Source organism: Enterococcus sp. DIV0756, assembly GCF_051710745.1.
Taxonomy (GTDB): Bacteria; Bacillota; Bacilli; order Lactobacillales; family Enterococcaceae; genus Enterococcus_A.
This window is the reverse complement of the sequence record NZ_JBIOLF010000001.1, coordinates 414,014-435,362: the sequence shown is the minus strand read 5'-3', so window position 1 is coordinate 435,362 and position 21,349 is coordinate 414,014. Positions and strand designations below refer to the sequence as shown.

General features: G+C 36.8%; 21 protein-coding genes and 1 pseudogene. 1 reads left to right on the top strand and 21 read right to left on the bottom strand.

Going from position 1 to position 21,349, the window contains the following annotated elements; genetic code table 11:
- The 13 genes and pseudogenes from IGI44_RS02135 to IGI44_RS02075 all read right to left on the bottom strand — a co-directional run.
- Positions 1–111 (bottom strand): annotated as a pseudogene (locus tag IGI44_RS02135) (LPXTG cell wall anchor domain-containing protein); the annotation flags it as partial.
- Between the two features lie 36 nt (positions 112–147).
- On the bottom strand, positions 148–906 hold the full coding sequence (locus IGI44_RS02130) for a bacterial Ig-like domain-containing protein (RefSeq protein WP_438788897.1): 759 nt from the start codon (positions 904–906) through the stop codon (positions 148–150).
- Positions 813–1,550 carry a bacterial Ig-like domain-containing protein gene (locus IGI44_RS02125; protein ID WP_438786108.1) on the bottom strand — a complete coding sequence of 246 codons (738 nt, stop codon included), beginning with the start codon at positions 1,548–1,550 and terminating at the stop codon, positions 813–815. Before IGI44_RS02125 ends, IGI44_RS02130 begins: the two co-directional genes overlap by 94 nt.
- Positions 1,551–2,468: 918 nt before the next feature.
- Positions 2,469–2,612 carry a hypothetical protein gene (locus IGI44_RS02120; RefSeq protein ID WP_438786107.1) on the bottom strand — a complete coding sequence of 48 codons (144 nt, stop codon included), beginning with the start codon at positions 2,610–2,612 and terminating at the stop codon, positions 2,469–2,471.
- A 59-nt stretch (positions 2,613–2,671) separates the two neighbouring features.
- A complete protein-coding gene (locus IGI44_RS02115; protein ID WP_438786105.1) occupies positions 2,672–3,154 on the bottom strand; it encodes a JAB domain-containing protein in 483 nt (160 codons plus the stop codon).
- Positions 3,155–3,221: 67 nt separating this feature from the next.
- The gene (locus IGI44_RS02110; protein WP_438786104.1) at positions 3,222–3,542 is read right to left on the bottom strand and encodes a DUF960 family protein; all 321 of its coding nucleotides are present in this window, start codon (positions 3,540–3,542) and stop codon (positions 3,222–3,224) included.
- Positions 3,543–3,668: 126 nt separating this feature from the next.
- Positions 3,669–4,640 carry a carbohydrate kinase family protein gene (locus IGI44_RS02105; RefSeq protein ID WP_438786103.1) on the bottom strand — a complete coding sequence of 324 codons (972 nt, stop codon included), beginning with the start codon at positions 4,638–4,640 and terminating at the stop codon, positions 3,669–3,671.
- Positions 4,641–4,694: 54 nt separating this feature from the next.
- The gene (locus IGI44_RS02100) at positions 4,695–6,194 is read right to left on the bottom strand and encodes a glycoside hydrolase family 32 protein (RefSeq protein ID WP_438786101.1); all 1,500 of its coding nucleotides are present in this window, start codon (positions 6,192–6,194) and stop codon (positions 4,695–4,697) included.
- A gap of 42 nt (positions 6,195–6,236) precedes the next feature.
- Positions 6,237–7,349, bottom strand: coding sequence for an ABC transporter ATP-binding protein (locus IGI44_RS02095; RefSeq protein ID WP_438786100.1), 1,113 nt, complete (start codon positions 7,347–7,349; stop codon positions 6,237–6,239).
- Between the two features lie 64 nt (positions 7,350–7,413).
- The gene (locus tag IGI44_RS02090; RefSeq protein WP_438786099.1) at positions 7,414–8,778 is read right to left on the bottom strand and encodes a right-handed parallel beta-helix repeat-containing protein; all 1,365 of its coding nucleotides are present in this window, start codon (positions 8,776–8,778) and stop codon (positions 7,414–7,416) included.
- 64 nt (positions 8,779–8,842) lie between these two features.
- Complete coding sequence (locus IGI44_RS02085) at positions 8,843–9,673, bottom strand: carbohydrate ABC transporter permease (RefSeq protein ID WP_137440120.1); 831 nt, start codon at positions 9,671–9,673, stop codon at positions 8,843–8,845.
- A gap of 13 nt (positions 9,674–9,686) precedes the next feature.
- Positions 9,687–10,574 (bottom strand): carbohydrate ABC transporter permease, encoded by an 888-nt coding sequence (locus IGI44_RS02080; RefSeq protein ID WP_438786098.1) that lies wholly within the window; start codon positions 10,572–10,574, stop codon positions 9,687–9,689.
- A 23-nt stretch (positions 10,575–10,597) separates the two neighbouring features.
- The gene (locus tag IGI44_RS02075) at positions 10,598–11,899 is read right to left on the bottom strand and encodes a sugar ABC transporter substrate-binding protein (protein WP_438786097.1); all 1,302 of its coding nucleotides are present in this window, start codon (positions 11,897–11,899) and stop codon (positions 10,598–10,600) included.
- A gap of 554 nt (positions 11,900–12,453) precedes the next feature.
- Between IGI44_RS02075 and IGI44_RS02070 the strand changes: the two genes are divergently transcribed.
- The gene (locus IGI44_RS02070) at positions 12,454–13,434 is read left to right on the top strand and encodes a LacI family DNA-binding transcriptional regulator (RefSeq protein WP_438786096.1); all 981 of its coding nucleotides are present in this window, start codon (positions 12,454–12,456) and stop codon (positions 13,432–13,434) included.
- Between the two features lie 580 nt (positions 13,435–14,014).
- Here IGI44_RS02070 and IGI44_RS02065 read toward each other — a convergent pair.
- The 8 genes from IGI44_RS02065 to IGI44_RS02030 form a co-directional block, all read right to left on the bottom strand.
- Positions 14,015–14,728: an ADP-ribosyltransferase gene (locus IGI44_RS02065; protein WP_438786095.1), complete on the bottom strand. Its 714-nt coding sequence runs from the start codon at positions 14,726–14,728 to the stop codon at positions 14,015–14,017.
- 478 nt (positions 14,729–15,206) lie between these two features.
- Complete coding sequence (locus IGI44_RS02060; RefSeq protein ID WP_438786093.1) at positions 15,207–15,341, bottom strand: hypothetical protein; 135 nt, start codon at positions 15,339–15,341, stop codon at positions 15,207–15,209.
- Positions 15,342–15,526: 185 nt separating this feature from the next.
- Positions 15,527–16,228, bottom strand: coding sequence for a helix-turn-helix domain-containing protein (locus IGI44_RS02055; RefSeq protein ID WP_438786091.1), 702 nt, complete (start codon positions 16,226–16,228; stop codon positions 15,527–15,529).
- Positions 16,229–16,506: 278 nt separating this feature from the next.
- Entirely contained in the window at positions 16,507–16,731 is a 225-nt protein-coding gene (locus IGI44_RS02050) for a hypothetical protein (RefSeq protein WP_438786090.1), read from the bottom strand.
- A gap of 13 nt (positions 16,732–16,744) precedes the next feature.
- Entirely contained in the window at positions 16,745–19,048 is a 2,304-nt protein-coding gene (locus IGI44_RS02045; RefSeq protein ID WP_438786089.1) for a WxL domain-containing protein, read from the bottom strand.
- Positions 19,035–19,460 (bottom strand): LPXTG cell wall anchor domain-containing protein, encoded by a 426-nt coding sequence (locus IGI44_RS02040; RefSeq protein WP_438786087.1) that lies wholly within the window; start codon positions 19,458–19,460, stop codon positions 19,035–19,037. Before IGI44_RS02040 ends, IGI44_RS02045 begins: the two co-directional genes overlap by 14 nt.
- 10 nt (positions 19,461–19,470) lie before the next feature.
- The gene (locus tag IGI44_RS02035) at positions 19,471–20,508 is read right to left on the bottom strand and encodes a DUF916 and DUF3324 domain-containing protein (RefSeq protein WP_438786086.1); all 1,038 of its coding nucleotides are present in this window, start codon (positions 20,506–20,508) and stop codon (positions 19,471–19,473) included.
- A gap of 71 nt (positions 20,509–20,579) precedes the next feature.
- On the bottom strand, positions 20,580–21,257 hold the full coding sequence (locus tag IGI44_RS02030) for a WxL domain-containing protein (protein WP_438786085.1): 678 nt from the start codon (positions 21,255–21,257) through the stop codon (positions 20,580–20,582).
- Positions 21,258–21,349: the final 92 nt, after the last annotated feature.

Below are 21,349 nucleotides of genomic sequence, written 5' to 3'. Positions count from 1 at the left end.
TTATTTTTTTATAACTTTGTTTTTAAATAAAAGAGTGATACTGAATAATACTAAAATTAGAATACCAACTACACTAGAAAAAACACTGCTTTTTTCACCTGTTTTTGGGAACTGTTTTTTATTTAAACTATATTTTTCCTCTTTATTTTACTTATAATAAGCTTTTACTTTTTTAGGCTTTCTAATACCATAAGATCTGTGTGAACTTACGATTTGTTTTTTCTTACCTCCATTAATAGAATCAGAAGGTTTAGTTGGATTTATAGTCTGTTTGGCTTTAACTATGACCTTCGCCGTTGTCGTCACACCTTCGTATGTATACGTCACGCTGTGGATTCCTGATTTTGTTGTATCTACTTGTGAAGCATCTACCTCGATTTGAGAAAAATCAACAGCATTTCCGTCTTTATCCAACGCTGTATCAAAATTGTCTTGTGCGGTCCATTTGTCTCCAACATAAATTGTAGAATCGTGTGCTTTGATCGTTGTTTGTTTTTCTTTAACTATGACCTTCGCCGTTGTCGTCACACCTTCGTATGTATACATCACACTATAGATGCCTGGTTTTGTTGTATCTACTTGTGAAGCATCTACCTCGATTTGAGAAAAACCAACAGCGTTTCCGTCTTTATCCAACGCTGTATCAAAATTGTCTTGCGCGGTCCATTTGTCTCCGATATAAATTGTAGAATCGTGTGCCTTGATCGTTGTTTGTTTTGCTTTAACTGTGACCTTCGCCGTTGTCGTCACACCTTCGTATGTATACATCACGCTATAGATTCCTGGTTTTGTTGTATCTACTTGTGAAGCATCTACCTCGACTTGAGAATAACTAACAGCGTTTCCGTCCTTATCCAACGCTGTATCAAAATTGTCTTGCGCGGTCCATTTGTCTCCGACATAAATTGTAGAATCGTGTGCTTTGATCGTTGTTTGTCCCTAACGTTGACTGCGACGGCAGTAGTAAAAGTAAAGTTTGGCTGCTCCAAAGATGTAATACTCAAAAGCACAATGTAACTTCCAGCTTTACTCATATCAACTCTAGATTTATCAATAGTCACAGGAAGGCTAGCACCGCTGTAGTCAATTCCAACAGCATTGAATTCACTATCCTCGGGAAGAGGATCACCGACATAGCGTTTAAGACTATCGCCTTTAACAACCAGGTGGTCTTCTAAAACCGTGATATAGGCTGTACTTGTCACACTGTTTAAGGTATAAGTAACTGGATAAACGCCTGCTGTTTCCAACTTAACTTGACTAGTATCTATGGTTCCACCAGAAGCTATAAAATGATTATAATCCAAATGGGTATCCCCACTTACGAGGGCATCATTAAAATTATCTTTTGGATTCCACTTACTTCCAGCATAAATTGTAGAATTATGTACGGATATAGAACTAGATTGGGAATCAGCATTTGGAAGTACAGCTTGGGTATTTGGTACACTATCATCCTTTGCTACCGTTTCGGCCATTATGCTCCGCATAGGAAACAAACCAGATAGTGCTATAGCACTCAATATCAATATATTTACTGTTTTTTTCAAATTTTATCTTCTCTCTTTTTTTAATAAATTATTCTTTCCAAGTACAAAGGATTAGATGTTATTACAGCACATCGTCTTTTGCAGCATCTTGAAATGAAGGATAATCTGGAATAAATTCGAGTTCTTTTTTCAATAGTTGATGTATCTAAAACCATTTCGTGTTCGCTGAAACTTAAAGCATCCTCATTTTCAAGTGTTACTAATAAATAATTTAGAAGTTCTTCGCTATCCTTTAGCTCTTTTATAAATTTTCGGATTCGACTTTTGACTTAGGATATTCTGCTACTGAATCAACGATTTCACCCTCAGTTATAGGATTAATTCTGTCTACTTTCGTGTAAATAAAATTTGTATTGCTAAATACAAATCACTTTACTTCGGTATTTAGATTATCTTTTGCTAACACTTAAGTACTTTCAAAATTTGTACTCTAAGTTTTTTCATCGCTTACTTCTTTGAACTGTGTTGCCAGATATACTGCTACATCAATCCCACGAATTGATTCTGCTATCTTTTAAAAATTGTGCACGCTCTAAATTACGTATCAATACATGTACTTGATTTACTTTTCCCAATAGATCTAAAACAAATATATCTTTTACATTACCTGTAGTACCAGTTAAAAAATTTCATTTTTTGTATTCCCTTCGCATGTTTTCTTATGATTTTGCATAACGATTATAATACCTAATTCGTTAAATATCCTGATGCTCTTAATGGTAGGATAAATAAATGGTAAGTCTTTAAATTCAAAATTGAAACTAGTATCAAAAAGATTGCCAATACTCACTAAATCCTTTATATCTGATAATAAAAACTCTTTAAATACGTTGCCTACCTTGTAACTTACTTTTTGAAAAAAAGCAAAATGACACCCAAATTTATATACACGTAATCCTTCTCTGATTATTGATCCGCTTATACGTACAAATAAGTCATAACTAATACTGGTAGTTCCTCCAATTCTTCACGTTCAGCAGTGACGGACTCAAATCCCCAGTCCTTTTCAGTTGTTTCAATCCCCGTTTGTTCTTTCAGTATGTTGATTGCTTGATGTAACATTTCGATCCGTCCTCTCTCTGCAAAAAGAAAACCCTAATGACCAGTACTCGTCATTAGGGTTATTCATCATCCTTGATATGTCCTTCAGCTCTCATCGATAAGTACTCTCCACCTGAACCAATGATAATATGATCTTGTAATTTAATCTGTAGTAACTTAGCAGCTTTTTCTAAACGAGCAGTTAGTTTAATGTCAGATAGAGAAGGAGTTACGTCTCCCGACGGATGATTATGTGCGATGCAAATTGACACGCTATTAGATAACAATGCAGCTTTCAAGATATCCCTTGGGTAAGCCAACAATTGATTAATCGTGCCAATGTGAATCGTCTGGATAATGGTTGGTTCTAACTTTTGAGAGAGCCCCGCCATCACTAAAAATTCTCTATCTTTATGCTCTATAAAGGGAGAAAATAACTGGTACAATGCTTTAGGGCTATTGCATTTTCTTCCTGCATACAGTACTGATGACTCCTTTATTAACTGCAAAGAAACGATATTCACACGTTTTTTGGGTTCAGATTTTACTTGTTGGTTTGTCATTGTCAAGACCTTCTTTCGATTCATTTTGGAAACTTCTTATTTGTTTACTTAGTGCTTTCCCTTGTTATCAATACTCTTCTGGTAATAACATCGTTTGATGCGTATGATCGTCGATAACCCACAGCATTTTTATTTGGAAATTTACTAAATCTTTGGTAATTCGGTTCTCAGAATAATCAATGAAGAATGGTTCTTCTTGTCGATGGACAATCGTAATGGTACCTCGTTGATCATCTCGATTGAACTCAAAGATTTGTAGATAATCCAACTGAATCTCTGCTTGTTTCACCTTTTCGTCGATCAACTGAAAACAACGTTGCTGCATTTCCTTTGGTACTTGTTCATTTACTCCCCTCGTGACATAGCGATTTTCTTGTGTATCGAACACTGCTTATCCCTCCTTTTAGGCACAAAAAATAGCCCAATCACCGATTAGATGATTAGACTTCATAAAAATAATATATATTTATATTTTCATATATTACTTCAACAACTCAAAAAATATACTGAAAAACTAAGACTGATCTTGTAATGAAATAAACTCATCCACTTCGAAAATCTCTGGCATCGAGCAAAGTGCACCTTTCTTCGTGGTTATCAATGATGCTGCTGCATTAGCGAACGTCAACATCTCAGTTAGTTGCTCTTTCGTTAATTCTTTCAGACCATAATCAAGAATATAATTAAGTACGCACCCACAAAAAGTATCCCCTGCACCAGTAGTTTCGATGGTCTGTTCATTCTTAAAAGCACGAACTTCAATCATATCTTCTTCATAATATGCTCGGCTTCCCTTATCCCCCATCGAAACAAGGATCAATTTAATCGGATACTTATCTCTAATTTTTTTCACCCCTTTTGAATAATCCTCTTCTCCTGTAAGCCATTGAATTTCGTTGTCTGATATTTTAAGAATATCACAATAACTAAGCCCAACTTCTACTTGTTTTCGAGCCTCTTCTAAATTCTCCCATAATGGTTCACGAATATTGGGATCAAATGAAATCAAGCAATCACTGCTTTTAGCGATAGTCAGTGCCTTTTTCGTTGCACTGCGTACTCCTTCATGGGTCATAGAAAGTGTTCCAAAATGAAAAATCCTTGATTGCTTGATTACCTCTTCATTCACTTCCTGTTCTGTTAATTGCATATCTGCTCCTGGATTTCGACAAAAAGTAAAATCTCTGTCCCCGTCTTCCCCATTGTGCACAAAGGCTAAGGTGGTGTGTACGTCTTTATCAAAGGACAAATTGCTTGTATCAATTCCTAATTTCTCGGTCTTTTCTTTCAAAAACCAGCCAAAATTATCATCCCCGACTTTTCCAATGAACGCTACATTGCGATCGAATTTTCTTAACATCGCTAATACATTACATGGTGCGCCACCAGGATTCATTTCCAATAATGGATTGCCTTGATCACTTAGACCGTTTTGAGTAAAATCAATTAGAATTTCGCCCAGAGCGGTTACATCAATCGTTTTCATTTTCATCCTCCATATTCAAATGCTCGAAGATATGTACTTTCTTCGAGCATTTGGCTACATTGTTTTCGTTAGTTCCCACGTTTCAAGCCGATTGATCACAAGAGTACCCTCAGCAACAGAAACATAGTTCTTATTTTGATTCTCTTTAGCAAAAACATTTAGACTGTGATTCGTTTTATAGTCATCTGTGAAAATCTCTATAGAGGATTGATCTACAAACAAATGAATCTTTAGTGTTGCTTTATCCTTTAATATCAAATTACTTTTTGTAGTTCCTTGGCTCCAATCATCTGAGTTGTCGCGAGAAACTGTTAGAATCTGCTTTCTTAAATCGAATGTCGCAATGGTAGCTAGATGATCGTTACTCCTCAAGCGTAGCTCAAAGGAATCAGCGGTACTGTTAGCAAGATCAATCGTCATTTTCAATTCAAAACAATTGCCGTTAGCTGTAGGAATCAAGAATTCGCCTTTTTCAATAATGGACTTTTCATGGATCGCTTCAGCTGATTTTCGAATAGATTGTAGCTCTTCTATAGGTACAAACTTCACTGTATTATCCGTATCAAGGATTGCTTCTCGCGGAAGGTTGAAAGAACCACACCAGCCTTCTTTGAAGGTTGGCCCCCAATCCTTCCACCACGGCATCCAATCCCAACCATTCGCCCACGCAACAAGAATGCGTCTGCCGGATTGATCAACAAATGATTGCGGTGCATAATAATCAAATCCCCAATCAATATTTCCTACAGTCGTGTAATTAAACTTTCCAGTTTCATAATTCATATCTCCGACTAAATAAATACTCGTTCGTTCTTTCACTCCCATTGGAGAAAACGTTAGAACATACTTTTCTCCGTTGGCATTTTTCAATGGAAAAAAATCAGGACATTCCCACATATAGCCAAATTCTCCTCGGCTTTCTGCAAGAACATTAAAGAAATCCCAATCTTCTAAATTTTTTGAACGATACAATAGTGCTTGTCCACGCTCATCCTTTTTCCCACTACATACCAAATAGAAATAATCTTCATGCTTCCAAACTTTTGGGTCGCGAAACTCGCCCACATCATAACCAGTTGGCGGAGCAGCAATAACCGGATTCTTTTCACTTTTGACAAAATGGATACCATCATCGCTGTACGCCATACATTGATTTTGAACAAACCCGTCTCCGTAATTTGTCGAGGCGGTGTATAAAAGGTAGAGCCGCCCTTCATATTCGATTGCACTTCCAGAGAAACAGCCACCTTTGGGATGATTGTCATAGGTTTCGCTCGGTGCTAATGCGAGTGGTAAGTATTCCCAGTGCAGCATGTCATCACTGATTGCATGTCCCCAGTGCATCGAGCCCCAATAGGAATCATACGGATTATATTGATAGAAGAAATGATACTTACCTTTAAAATAAATGAGTCCATTCGGATCATTTAGCCAGCCGACTTCAGTCATAAAGTGATATTTTTGACGCATTGCCCCCTTCCCTACTTCTGATCTTTTCTTATCTATTTCAGCTTGAGCACGAACAATTTTTTTTTTCATTAATTCAATGGACAAGAGAATCCCTCCTAACTTTAACCATCACTTTTCAACCATAAATTATTTCGTACATTTAATTCGTACTTCTGTCTTTGGATCAAAGAAATGCCCCTTTGATATTTCTAACGCTAAACGAACTACCTCACCTGGACGATGGAAGTCTCTAGCATTAACTTTAGAAACAAATTCTGTTTCATCAATTTTGCTATATAACAACGTTTCTGATCCTAAAAGCTCTGATACGACAATCGTTGCATCTATTGATGACTCAACAACTGAATCCAAGACGATCTGTTCGCTTCTAATATCTTCTGGTCGAATACCGAAAATCAAGTCTTTTCCTTCATAGCCCTTTGCCACGAGCACTTTATTCTCACCTTCTGGCACTTTCAACTTGAAATTTCGTCCACTAGTGATGTAGCCATTTTTTAAGGTCACATTGAAAAAATTCATTGCAGGTGAACCAATGAAACTTGCAACAAAGACATTTTCAGGTAAATCATACACTTCTTTAGGACTACCAATCTGTTGAATCAAACCATCCTTCATAATGACAATCCGATCCGCCATTGTCATCGCTTCTGTCTGATCATGAGTAACATAAATGGTTGTCGTTCCTAAGCGTTGATGCAATTTTGCGATTTCCGCACGCATGGATACACGTAGTTTTGCGTCCAAATTAGATAATGGTTCATCCATCAAAAAGACTTGAGCATCACGGACGATCGCACGACCTAAAGCGACACGTTGACGTTGTCCTCCAGATAAAGCCGCGGGTTTTCTCTTTAGATACTCCGTTAAGCCTAAAATTTCCGCCGCTTCTTCTACCTTCTTTTTAATCTCAGCTGTTGGATATTTTCTGAGCTTTAAGCCAAAGGCCATATTGTCAAATACGGTCATATGTGGATAGAGCGCATAATTTTGAAAGACCATTGCGATATCTCGATCCTTTGGTGCTATATTGTTGATGACTCTATCACCGATTTTCAATTCTCCTTCAGTGATATCCTCAAGACCTGCTACCATTCGAAGGGTTGTGGATTTCCCACAACCAGAAGGACCTACAAAGACGATAAATTCCTTTTCATCAATTTCTAAATTGAAATCAGTTACGGTATAATTCTCCGCATTTGAATATTTCTTATAAATATGTTGCATGGAAAGTGTTCCCATCGTTTTTACCCTCACTTTTTTTACTATTAAATACTGCTAAAACTTGAAGATAGTTTAATAGTGCTCAACTGAATTCGTTCAACATAGAATGCTTAGCTGGAATTGGCGTCGCTCTAAAGGCATTGTCTTTTTTATCCAGTTCAACTTGTACTTCAGAACCAGAGTCGAGCACCGTATTTCCAAAAGACTGTCTTTCAATTAATACCGTCTTGACCTCAAGAGCCTCGGTTGCATCATTGGTCAATAAGGCTTCTACTTGTGAGGCAAAACAGGAATCACTGGATGTTAATTCTGATTTTGTAGCGACTATATGATTATTAGAAATATAATTTCCATTGCCAGCAACAACATGGATAATTACAGGAGTCGCTCCTTTTGGTGAAATTTGATTCTTGTCAATAATTTCAGAAAAATGATTTCCAATCACTGTGTTGCTGTTACCATTGATTGATAAAAGTCCGAAGGTATCATCTAAACCGTTATTCCTTCCTTGCAACGGTGCCCAAGGTTCATGATCATGCAAAAGATGGTTGGATGAAATAGAATTTTCGGAGCTATTTTTATCTAAAATAACCATTCCTGGATAAAAGGCATGAAGTCTGTTATTGCTAATAAGTGAGCGAGTAACTCCTTCAAGATGAATACAACTAGCTCCTCTAGGGAAAACATTATTTGCAGTCACTAGCAGGCCACCAAAATTCTCTGCATAAATGGAATAGCCCTTGAAACCTGCACCAATCAAATTATCTGTCACCTTCGACGCCTGTCCCCAACCGCGTAATTCTATACAGCTCCCACATTCCGCGATAAAATTATCATGAATTGTAAGTGCATCCGCGTGATAGGAAATAATTCCATGCTCCAAATAGATAAATCCCATATCTGTAATTCGAAACGAATCATTCGCACTGGCAACATATATTCCCGTCTTCCCATTTGTATAAGTGTTTTCTGGATTCGTTTCATTCGAGCCATCATCGACAAAGTGTAAGCCGTCGATACAAAAATTTGAAAATTCGACAGAACTAATTCGCGGATCACCGCTACGCTGAATGTAGAATGCCGCGCCAGCAGCCTCTTCTTTCGATGAACCCGACAGATCAACAAGAATGCGACTGCCGCCAGGCCAAAGCTCATGTAGATCACTCCATTCATCCTCTGGCACATTATAGCGGATACTAGAAGAAGTAAAGCCATGTCCAGAACCCATGATCTTTAAGAAGCTAATATCAATAACAACCTGTGTTTTCAAGTGATAATCACCTGGTGGAATATAGATGACTGCCCCTGGTTTCCCTCCATCATTTTCATCAATCTCTTTTTGTCTTTTTTTAATGTCTAAAAGAATACTGTTAATGACTTCGCCAATATCGTTATATGGATCTCCTATTGCCCATTGGGTTACATCATAATAATTTTTACTCACCATTACTCCTCCTGATGAGCGATTCTTTAATTAGAATCGCTCTTTTGTTCCTTCAAATACGTTTTGACTAGCTCTTAACTGAACCAGCGGTTATTCCTTGAACAATGAATCGCTGTGCTACGATTGATAAAACCATTACAGGTAAACTAAAAATTAGAGCTCCCGCACACATCGGACCCAAGTCCATACTGTAAGCTGATAAAAATTCAGATAATCCAACCGTAAATGTTTTTGCCTCTGTACTAGTCAATAACAACGACAATAAAAATTCATTCCAAGATAGAAATAGCGTAAATACAAAGGCTGTAGCCAAACCTGGTGTACAGATTGGCAAGATGATTCGAATAAATGTCTGGAGACTTGAAGCCCCATCCATACAAGCTGCTTCATCAATACTTGTTGGAATCCCTTCATAGAAACCGAGCATGACCCACATAACAAAAGGCATATTTATCGCTGCATAAACAATAATTAAGGCAACTCTCGTATCATACAAACCAAGATTTGTAATCAACTCATAGATTGGTACAGCAATACTCGATGTCGGAATCATTTTTAAACACAACACGACAATAATCAAAAAGGTGGCAATCTTAGCTCCTGAACGTTGAATAGCATAAGAAGATAACGCCCCTAAAATTACTGCAATCAAAGTACTGCAAACAGCAACTAAAAAACTATTAAAAATATAATGAAAAGCCGGCATCCGTTCGAACAAACCAGTGAAATTTTCCACAGATAAAACTGTTGGAAAAAATTTAGCAGGAATTGAAACAACCTCAGCACCTGGCTTGAAGGATGAACTAATCAAGTACAGATAGGGAAACAACCAGACTACAGCACAGACAATCGCTAAAATTATCAGTAATTTACTTTGAACACTTCTTTTTTTCTCCATTTGCTATCCCCTCCTACACCGATTGTTTTTTCTTCGGGTTCCATAGTCCTTGCATGAACACAAGAGTGAACACAACGAGTACTACCACAAGTATTAATGCCATCGCACTTGCATACCCGACTTTGTTGTATCTGGTCAGCGTTTTATAAATGACAACACTGATAAGTTCTGATGAATTGTTCGGCCCACCCTGCGTCATTGCCCAAACAATATCAAACGTTCTTGCAGCATCAATAATTCGGATGGATAATGCGGTTAATAATACTGGTTTAATATTTGGTAGTTTGATTTTAATAATTTTTTGCCACCAATTTGCCCCATCAATCGTAGCCGCTTCAATCATGCTTCCATCAAGTCCTTGAAGACCGGCAAGAATCATCAGCATCATGAACGGGGTCGTTAACCAAATATCCGCAAAACAACAAGCCAATAACGACCATTTCTCATCCGCAAGCCAAAGGATCTGGTTCGAATTTTCAAGAAGACCAGCATTTACTAATAGTTGATTGATAATACCAAACTGCGCGCTCAACATTAACTTCCAAATCAAACCAGCCACTAGCGGTGCAATCATTAGCGGGGTCAAAATGAGTGACCGGATGACCTTGTTACCTTTAAAGTTTTCTTCAAAAACTAACGCTAAAATCGTTCCTAATATTAGTTCGACAACAACAGCAATAAAGATGTAGACAAGCGTATTTTTTAACGGCTGTAAAAAGCTTTCATTTCCAAAAGCTTTAATATAATTGTCAAAACCAACAAACTCCTTCATACCATTTGGATCAAAGCTATATAGACTATCAAAAGCCATTTTGAAAATCGGGTAAATCATAAAAATCCCCATAAATAATGCGCCTGGTAAAAAGAAGGCAAGCACGGTTTTTCTGGATATCAACTGCATGGTTTTTCCTCCTTGTTCTTGTCTTACTCTATGATGGTCTCAATTTCAGATTTCGCATCTTTAAGAGCATCTTTAGGAGTCGCTTTCCCAGATAACGCCGACTGAACAGCCTTAGCTAACACTTCTTCAATTTCTGTCCAATAAGGAGTAGCAGGCCTATTTTGAGAGTATTCATTATCTAACGTTTCTAATACAGCCCCGAGATGCTCATCGCCTGCTTGTGTTTCATACTTTTCATATACGGACGTTCTCCCTGCGATCTTCAATGAACCTTCAGTCATATATTTCTCGTTATTGTCATACATAAATTTCAGATATTCGATTGCTGTCTCTTGATTCTCCGAATTTTTCATCACACATTGATACCATGGTCCTGTTGTAGCGGCTACACCAGCAGAACCACCAATCATTGGTGCTACGCCAACTTTATCCTTATTCAATTCATAAGCAGCCGGATATTGATGGCTCCAATTTAATTGCATCGCAAGTTTTCCATTATTAAACATTTCCTGAGCCTCAGTAGATGCGACAGATAGTGTTTCTTCAGGTGCGTAGCCTTTTTCATAGAGATCACATAGATATTGCAACGCATCAACATAAGGTTTTTCATCAACCAATACTTCATTATCCTTACCTAAAACTAACGGTTTTGCTCCAGCCTGTGATGCTTGATCAAGGAAACTACAAACCGTATCTCCAGATGCCATCCCGAAAACGGCGGTTCCATACATATCATCTTTAGTAAAGAATTCCGCACATTCTTTGTATTCTTCCCAAGTAGTAGGGACTTTTAAATCGTGACCATATTTCTTGTTGAATTCTGTTTTATTTTTCTCATCTTCAAAGAGATCTTTTCTATAAATGAGTACTTTACTATTAATCCACATCGGAAGTCCTAACAACTTATCATTCAACGTCCCACCCTTTTCAAGTGTCGGAAGAAAATCAGAAGTGATCTTGTCATCCACTGATTTATTAAGTGGTGTTAATGCGTTCTCAAAAGCGGATAACCAGAGAACGTCCAGACAAACAACATCATGAGCCGCCGATTTTGATTTCACTTCTGTCGAAACTTTGTCATACATTCCAGAATAAGGAACTGAATCGACCACTACCTTATAACCTGTTTCCTTTTTGAAAGCATCAGCAGTACTATTAGCGATCTTCTCAGCAGGACTTCCACTTTCTACAAGGACTGTAATTGTCTTGTCCTTTCCTGCTTCTTTACTTTCCGAACCATTTCCACAAGCAGAAAGTACTAATGTGCTTACCAGTGTCAAAGCCGCTAAAGCAAACACGCCAAATCTCTTTTTATTCTTTTTCATTTTTCCACTACCTTTCTTTTCGACCATTTAAGAATTAAATGCAAATGACAATCAATTATTCCAGCAATACATTCAAACCTAATCTTGGCGGCTTTTTTATGAACCGCTTTCATTACAAATCTATACACAGTGCTAAAAAGGAACCAAGTTAATCTTAGTTGATTCACTACCTCCTTTTCATTTTTGTAAGCTCTTTCTAACACCCTACGCCGTAAGTATAAAATATGAAATTATTAATGTCAAACGTTTTCAAAAATATTTTCTCTAATTCGTCAAAATGGGATTAGAAAAAAAAAAAGGAAGGAACGAATTTTAGTTTAGAAAAAGGCTGTTCCCGGTGGCACACTCTTTCTTAGCCCAAAAAAAGTGTTTTAATATTGAAATTCAAATGACGTATTTTAATGAAAAAATTTTCATAAATTGCTTGAAATTATCTATTCCACATTGTATGATAGCCGTATGATAACTAGACAGTAATTTACAAATGCTTCCACTCGAAGCGTTACAGTCATTTGAGTTACGTAAACCATCAGGTAAAGAGAGGCTGCACAAATATGGACAAAGTGGGAATAAAGGCGATCGCAGAAAAAAGTGGTGTTTCCCTAACTACTGTTTCAAGATATTTTAATAAACCAGAGCTATTATCACAAAAAACAAAAGATAAAATACAAGCAGTGATTCAAGAATTAAATTATAGTCAGGATAATGTTGCCAGAATATTAGTAACAGGAAAATCTAATCTTGTAGGCGTCATTTTCCCTCAGTTACACCTTAGCTTCTACACAGAATTGCTGAACCAGCTTATTCAGTTTGGAGAAGAAAAAGACTACAGTTTTATTGTTTATACCTCAAGAGATACGAAAGAAGAAGAACTAAATGTCATCGACATGTTAAAGTCCTACCGTGTTAAAGGGATTATTTTATTAAGTCATATTCTGGATTCAGAGGACATTGAAAAATTAGATGTTCCTATCATCTCAATTGAGCGTGCTGGCGGGGATTTTTGCCAAATCAATAACGATAATTATACTGGTGGCAAGCTTGCTGGAGAAAAATTGATGGCTGACGGATGCGAAGTATTGATCCATATTAATAACGGATATTATGATGATTGGCCTTCCTTCAAGCGAATTGTGGGATTTGAATTTTCAGTAAAGGATACGCTTCATGAAACGATCATCCGTGAAGAACTGACCGACCCATATTCTGAAGAAGCATCCACTACTATGTCTGCGGTTTTAGATAATTTACTTGAAAAATATCCAAATAAAAAAATGGGCGTTTTCTGCTCAAACGATGATATTGCAAATATGCTTCAAAGAGACTGCATACGAAAAGGGATAAAAATACCAGAAGAGTTAGAAATAATCGGGTATGATAATTCCCCAGTATCTGACAACGCTATTTACCCCATCACATCAATAGATCAAAATATTCCATTGATGGCAGAAATAGCTGTGAATTCATTAGATACGTACATCCCTCACGAAAATGTAGTAGCTGCGAAACTGATAGAAAAGGGAACCACCCTTTAGAAAATTTAATAGAATACATTGTATAAATCGCATGAGTAACGACTAATCTTAAGTAGTTGCTTTGCGGTTTTTCTTTTTTTCAATAGAATCAAACTACTGTTCCTCTGAGGCCCACTATCAATGTTCTTCTAGCAATATCGTTCGATGCGAATGATCGTCGAAAACCCACAGCTTTTTTACAAATCATTCGTTAATCGACATTCGTGATACTCAATAAAGAAAGGTTCTTCTTGTCGGTGAATAATCGTAACGATTCCTCTTTTGTCATCTCGATTAAATTCAAAAATTTATAAGTAATCCAACTGAACCTCGGCTTGTTTCACCTTCTCTTCAATAAACTGAGAACAACGTTGCTGCATTTCCTTCGGTACTTGTTCATTTGTATCGAATATTCCTTGCTCCTCCTCTTAGGTAAAAAATTAGCCCAATCTTCGATATAGATGATGAAGTTTCATAATAATCTCTGCTTATAAATTGAGTTGTATCTAAGCCATAGAACATTTGGAAATCTAGCTCCAGATATTAAATCATTGAATCAGCTTGATTCAAATCAAAACTAAAAGCAAATTTAGAGAAATTTCTATAAAAATGGGCTAATACAGTCAGTAATATTTCTCAATCTCATAGGATAAACCATTCTATTTCCCTTTTTATACGGATAATCTATTAAATACATATGTGCGTTACGTAAAATCAATATTTCAAATTCAGAGCGACGACACCCTTCAATTAAATTTGTATATACCCCAACAGTTTGCGCATCAACATATATTTCTAACACATTCTCATAATTAAAGTAATCGTGATTTGGAGGATCGTATAACAAGCTACAACTCATAAATCCTATATCCACATAGGTACAATCTTTTTTATTTTTTTGTAGAATTAATTCGATTACTAAGTCGGGAACATAGCGATATAACACTATATTTTCTGGAATTCTCGGAGAAAACAACAGTAACGTAGCTAAAGCATCATTAAAACTAGTTTGATCTATGAGAGGTATCGATGCCCCCCTTAAATAACCATTTAGCTTTTCCCCGCAATAACCACAGTAAAAACGAATTGGATCTTCTGAACTAGAATGAACCATACAACCGTCCAAATTATTATGAAAGCCTACACCATAAATATCTTCATATTTTCTAGACCATTCGCTATAATACTTCTCAGCCCAAGCAGTTGCCTTATCTACTGAATTAAACCGTTTGTACTTTGATTGATCACAAGAAAAATTAGATTTTCCATAGGGCTCTTTATACAAAATATTAAACAAAACTTTATTTAAAAACATATACACCTCGGTTATTTGAAATTACATTAAGATAATGTCTCTTGACAGTACTTTCTGTACACTTTGTTTATACAAGAGAATAATATCTACTTGATAAATATTGAATACTTTTTCTGCTTATGCAAAATTATAATTTAAGCCCACTCCATACAGATTTTCAACTTGATTTCATGTTTCTTTACTACCACATATCTTTTATGCTTAGAGAATTAAATCATTGCCACCACCTCATCTCTAAAACTCCCATTTCTAAGTCAATTCCAGGATTTTAAAACTCCTTCTTTATCAATCATAACCTAGCTTCCTTACAAACTTAGAGTTTATTTAACAAGAACCTCAACTCTAAAATTAAAAAAAATATCATCATTTATGGTACGGCTCAGCATACAACAAATAAGTTTAGCTTTCAGTTTTACTATGTAGCAAGATATATTGCTGATATTCAGGGAATTAGAAAAAATGTTTCATATTCAAGGATTTACAGATATTCCAACTGAATATCGGCCTGTTTCACCTTTTCGTCAATCAACTGAAAACAACGTAGCTGTATTTCCTTTAGAACCTGTTCATTCAGTTCCCTCGTGATGTAGCGATTTTCTTGTGTATCGAACATTGGTTGATACTACTTTAGGCACAAAAAAATACCCCAATCATCAAGTTAAGATGATTGGGCTTCATAGTAATAATATCTATGCCATCCGGTTTAAAACACCTCTGATTGAAAGAGTGTGTATCCCCTCGATAGTAACTCCTATCAATAATCAAACTTTCTCAATGGTTGAAAGTCGATTTATTCACCTACATCATCTTCGCTTCTTCCTCAACATATATCTGATCATAAACTGTTTTATCCAATTTATAACCTTGTCCCCAACAAGTTTCAATGATTGGGCCGTCAACTTGCTGTTGCGATAGCTTATCTTTCAAATGTTTAACGAGTACAGATAATTGAGACATTGTTGAATTATTTTTCCCTCTATCCCACATCTTTAAACAAATTTCTTCTCTAGAAAGGACATTCGCTTGTTGTCGGTAAAGAATTCGAAATAGTTTCACTTCACCTGAACTAAGTTTTAAACTTGAGAGTTCCCGTTTGTCTTTTCGCTGTGATAAAAAGACAACCTTTCCCTGTTTGACTATATCCGAGCTTAAGGTTTCTCTTAATACTTCGATAGAAGGATTGATTTCGATCCATTCTGTTATTCCTTGATCTTTCCATTCTTCGAGTTGTGTTTCTTTCAACAGTTCATTTGATTTTCTATAAATTGGTATTGAGTAAGCACGGAGAATTCCTAATAATTCTTGAACCTCTGCATTTGAAAGTGTCTCACTTAAAATGATATGGTGAAAAATTTTAATAAAATCCTTCATCGAGCTTTCTATTAGACAGAAATTGATCATTGCCTTAGTAGTAAACACTTCATGCCCTAACTGACGTAATCGTTCTTCGAATGGTTGTTCATTCAATGGATTATTAGTAAATAATAAAATCTGACTCATTCTTTTTCCTTCTTTCTAGTAACTTTGTGAACTATCCCTACCAATTGACCCCAGACTTTCATGAAAAATTACTCTACTAGTCTGGAGTTATAGGATATAGTTAGTTAACTCAACTTGACGAACATTTTTCATTCCCCAACTTTTAAAAAAATCGACTTCGAATAAGTTTAAATTCTCCTTCAATGATTTATAGCAGATCTCCTCTTTCTTAGTCAATATGTACAGAGCCGCTCGAACTATTCGAGCGGTCTATTTCATTATTTACTGCTCTTAATGCCTTAAGAAAATAGGTGAATTTGATTCTGGATGTCGATATAGCTAAAAACAGCTAAACCAACAAATCCAAAGGCAATCATCAATACTAACCAATCTAGAACTAAATTGGTTCCTTTCAGACTGATTTGTCGAATCAATTTCGAATCGTTGATTAGAAAATACGCGAAAATTCCGCAGGAAAGAATTGCTCCTCCTATAAAGAAGTATAGCCATTGATAAGGTCCCATCATTTCCTCCTTGTTAAATCGTATCGTTTAAAGTCCAAGTTAGTTCACTTGTATAGCCTTTACCCTCTTCACCAACATCTGCTGGGATGTGGAGTTTCACGTCGTTAAAGGGAATTCGAAAAATCCATGTTCCTTTATTTTTCGTACTTTGAGAATTCATAAGTGGTACAGTACCTCCTCCACCTGTCAGTGTCACCGTTCCCGTTGTTAATGAGACATCACTGGTTGGTGAGATACTCTCGCTATCTGTTTCAGGATTATTGACTACCTGAGAAGTGTAGTTGTCTAAAGTTAGTACAGGCTGCATTGGCAAAATAATATTCGAACTATCGATGAAATAATCTAAGTTTGCACTCAATTTCCAGTCATTTCCGGCTAGATTGTCCCTAGGGTCCTGTAGTTTTACATAGAAACCTTCATTCACGGTCTTTGTTTGATAGGCTCCTGTAGCCATAGTCACTGTCTGATTAGCACCGTTATTATTTTTTTCATGATATCCAAAACCAAAAATTGTTGGAACATACAAAAGGGATAACTTCGAATTGGCAGGATCTGTTACTACATGATGATCGGGATCTTCTATTCGTACATTTGTGTCATCCTCAGCAGATAAATTATCCGAGGTAGCCGTAACTTTTGTTTTCAAATTCAACAGATCATTGATATCTCCTGTAACAACTGTATTAAATTTTACTGTGATCTTCTCGTTTGGTTTTATTGCAACTCCTTTGGAAGCTAATAGAGTACCTCCATCTGTCCATACGGCGTTGGTAATCCCAGCAATAGCAGTACCGTTATTGTCTTCAATGACTGTATTCGATGGATTCGTCATATTTCCACCCGTTTTAGAAATCACATGGCTCAAATCGAGCCCAGTAGCATTTGCTTTGTATCCCGTATTCTTTATTTCTAATGTCCAATCAATCGTTTCCCCAGGCTTTCTCATCACTGTTGAGTCTGGTGTTAAGTTTATTTCTAACCGAGGAGCTATCTTTTTATAGATATAATGTAAATTTGTGTCTTCTGTCACATCTAGAACCTTAGGAACATTATCTGCAATTAGTGTATTCGGATCTTTCGACATATTTTTCCATCCCTGAAGCTCCCAGGTTTTTCCAGAGTAATCAGTGATATTCCAATGAAGAGTTGCACTTCCATTTCCGTTAAAATCATCCCCTATATCTACATTAAAAACACCTGGATTCGTTCCAATATAGCCATTTGCCGGAAGTAAATTTGCCTCTGGAGTATCATCAACCCAACTTCCAGTTAACTTGTATTGTTGCTTTCTTTCTTTATAGACAATCTTAATCTTGGCATATTTGTCTTTATCACTGTTTGAAATATTTTTCCAACTAAAATTAGGTGTCCCACTTCGGAGAGTATCACCATAATACCAACCTTTGTAATCATAGACTTTCCCATTAGATCCGGTATAGCTTGAAGGTAAGGAAGTTATTTGTCCGTTTTGTCCACCACCAAACGTATAACTATCATCCATTGGAGCGTAGTATTTATTTCCTTGTTTAAAACCTGAACCCAATGCACTTGTTGGTAATTGATTACCCGCAGTATCAACAAAAGTCTCTTCAACCTCTGGAAGATCAAGTTGAAAAGTTATCGGTGTACCATCTTTTCGAGTTCCATATATTTCAGAATAATAAGTTAGAACATAGGCTCCGGCGTTAGGATTGGTTGCTCCACCCACTGATGCAGCAAATAAAACATCTTGCGGATCACATAAATTAGGCCAATCAGGATTAGCATCTGACAATTTAAATCCGTATCGTCCTCCAAGCGTTGTATTTTCAAAAAACTGAGAAACTTTGAACTCTCCTAAATTAGTATATGTTCCATTAGTACGATACCCTATATATGTGTTACCTCCGATATTCTGAATAGGAGTAATGCCCTTTACACAGGCTTTTGTTTCAATAAACAGTGAATTGTAACTTTTACGAAAACCTTCCATCTGAACTTGACTCCAAAAACCAAAGTATTGATCCTCACTTTGATACGTATCGTTCCAAACCCCACCACCGATATATGGTATTACTTGCGTATTTCTTAATACATTTGGAGCTGACATCATAAATTTATGAAATTCATAACTATAATGTGGTTGATTAACAATTCTAGCTTCGGGTGTCATGATAGCTGGTGTAGCCTCTGTTCCATCTGGTAAAACAAATTTTGAGGTGAATGTTACATCGAATTTTCTAGTCACAATATGAGATGCTGCTAAAGGTTGATTTGGATTCAGAATAATGATGCATAGAATACCGATAGCTAGTACCAACAGTCTAATCTTTTTCATCAGCGACACCTCTTAACTGGTAGAAATATAGTACTCCAGCACATAAGAGTACTATCACTCCTAAACTTATAAATAGCCATGAATTTTTTGCTTCTCCTGTTTTTGGCAGCAATCTACTCTCATTTACCACATATTGTCTTAACTCTCGAGAGCGATATGAATAACTTGATGAATAGTCTAGCGGTACAATACCACCAATTAGTGAACTACTTGTAGTACTACTATCGGTTGACGTACTGCTCGTTGAACTACTCGTTGTTGTATCTATTGTTGATGATTGACTGCTAGATGTGGTACTGCTTGCTGACTCAAATCCAATTCCTACCTCTGTGGCTGCTTGAGATTGCACTACATGTAGTAATACCCCCACTAATATCACAGGTAGAAAAAGAAAGTATCTCTTTTTTACCAACAGTAGTCACCTACCTTTCTTGAAGGCTTTTTTGCCATTTCGTCTTTCTGACATACAAGAAAACTGTCAAAAGTACCAGAACAGCGAACAAGGCGATACTCGTCCATTTTACCCATGGAGCGATCGTTAGTTTGAAGACCGCTTCTTTGTTCATTTTCTTCGCCTGTCCTTCGGTTACTTCGAACTCTTCCTGCCACTCCCATTTCTTTTCCCCATCATTCACTTCAATTGTCGCGATATATTTACCTGGTTCAACGTCATTCGGTGGAAACGCAAGGTCTAATTGAAAGGAGGAATTTGGCGCGAACTCCAATGTTTCAAGTTCTCTTTTCTTAATGACTTTATCTGAACCCTTTTTCGCAAAACTCGCTTTAGCCGTTAGATCCTTCATGACTTTCGGTTGATAATTTTGAATCGGAATCTTTACCACTTTTTTTCCTGCTTCAACTCCAGGTTCCACGCGCTTTAATTTCAAATCGCCACCCTCACGATAATCGCTGTTGTCTTCTGTTAACATCAGACTCACCGCATATCCATAACGACTACTAATTCCAGACTCTTCTGAGTCACCATCACTAGCTAATACTTGAACGGCTCCAAGTTTGACTCCTTCGAAGGAGTCCGCAGGTGGGGTCACTTCGATCTCAACAATCTTTTCCTCAAAATTAGCCACCGTTACCTTTTTCATCGAATCCTTTACCTTGGCTATGCTCGTAAGGGGGACTTTTAGACTTTCATCTAAAATAGGTTTTCTTTTCCCATACTCTATGTAGCCTGCATTATTTGTTACAGCATCCGTTAGAAAGATCTCGACTGTTTTCTTCTCTTTTTGCGTGCTGATGATTTTCATTTTTAGTGTTTGTGGTTCATTCGGTTTGACCGATACATAATATAAACTCAAATTCTTATCCACCTGTGTTTCAGGCTGGATCGTTTCCACTGTAAAACCAATAGAAGTTTGTCCGTGGTCATCTGCCGCATTCACAAATGTTGGGAATCCTATTAAGAAAAGACTCGTTAATAAAGTCGTTACCAGCTTCTTGCGCACCTTGTTTCCTCCTGTAATGACAAAAGATGGAAGAGAAGAATGCTCCTCTCCCCCACCTTTAGTTATTATTTCTAGATATCGTCAGATAATGTCCAAGTGATATTTCCAGAAAATTGTTTACCAGCATAAGCCGCGAGATGTGTAACATCCTTTAATTTAATATTCGTCATTTTTGTTGCGTATGCTTGTCCTGAAACAGTACCTGGACCTTTTGAAACGGGCACCGCACCACCACCCTGTGTTAGAGTTACTGTTGGGTTAAAGGTTGTCGCAATTCCAGTTGCCACTGTTGTAGAAATATCTGCATCAATTGGTTCATTGCTCCCGGTATATTCATAAACATCATTACCTAAAGCCATTTCAATCTTTGCACCCGTTAATGTGTTTGAACCATCTGTAATATTTGATAAAGACGCTGTTACCTTCCACTCATTTCCTGATGCTGTTGGACGTTGATCATCTACAACGACATATCGGCCTACACCACCAGTTGTATTAATTTCTTCATAATCATGAGCACCAGTAGTTACAGTATGTGCATTACCAAATTGAAAAGCTTTTGGTGTCCACCGTAAAGTCATTTGACCGTTTGGCGCAGGTTTTGGCGGATTGTAATCTTTAATGAAGCCAAACTCTACTTTTGTGTTATCTGAGTCAACTGGAGCCGCATTCGCACTCAATCCTCCAACAAACAACCCTCCCAACATAGATGTTGCAACTAGTGAAGTTAGCATTTTTTTCTTATTCATCTTTTATCGCTCCCTTTTCTTTTTTTATGTATATCAAAAAATGCTTAGGCATTTGATACCGAAAAAAATAACACTACAATCAATTTGATGTA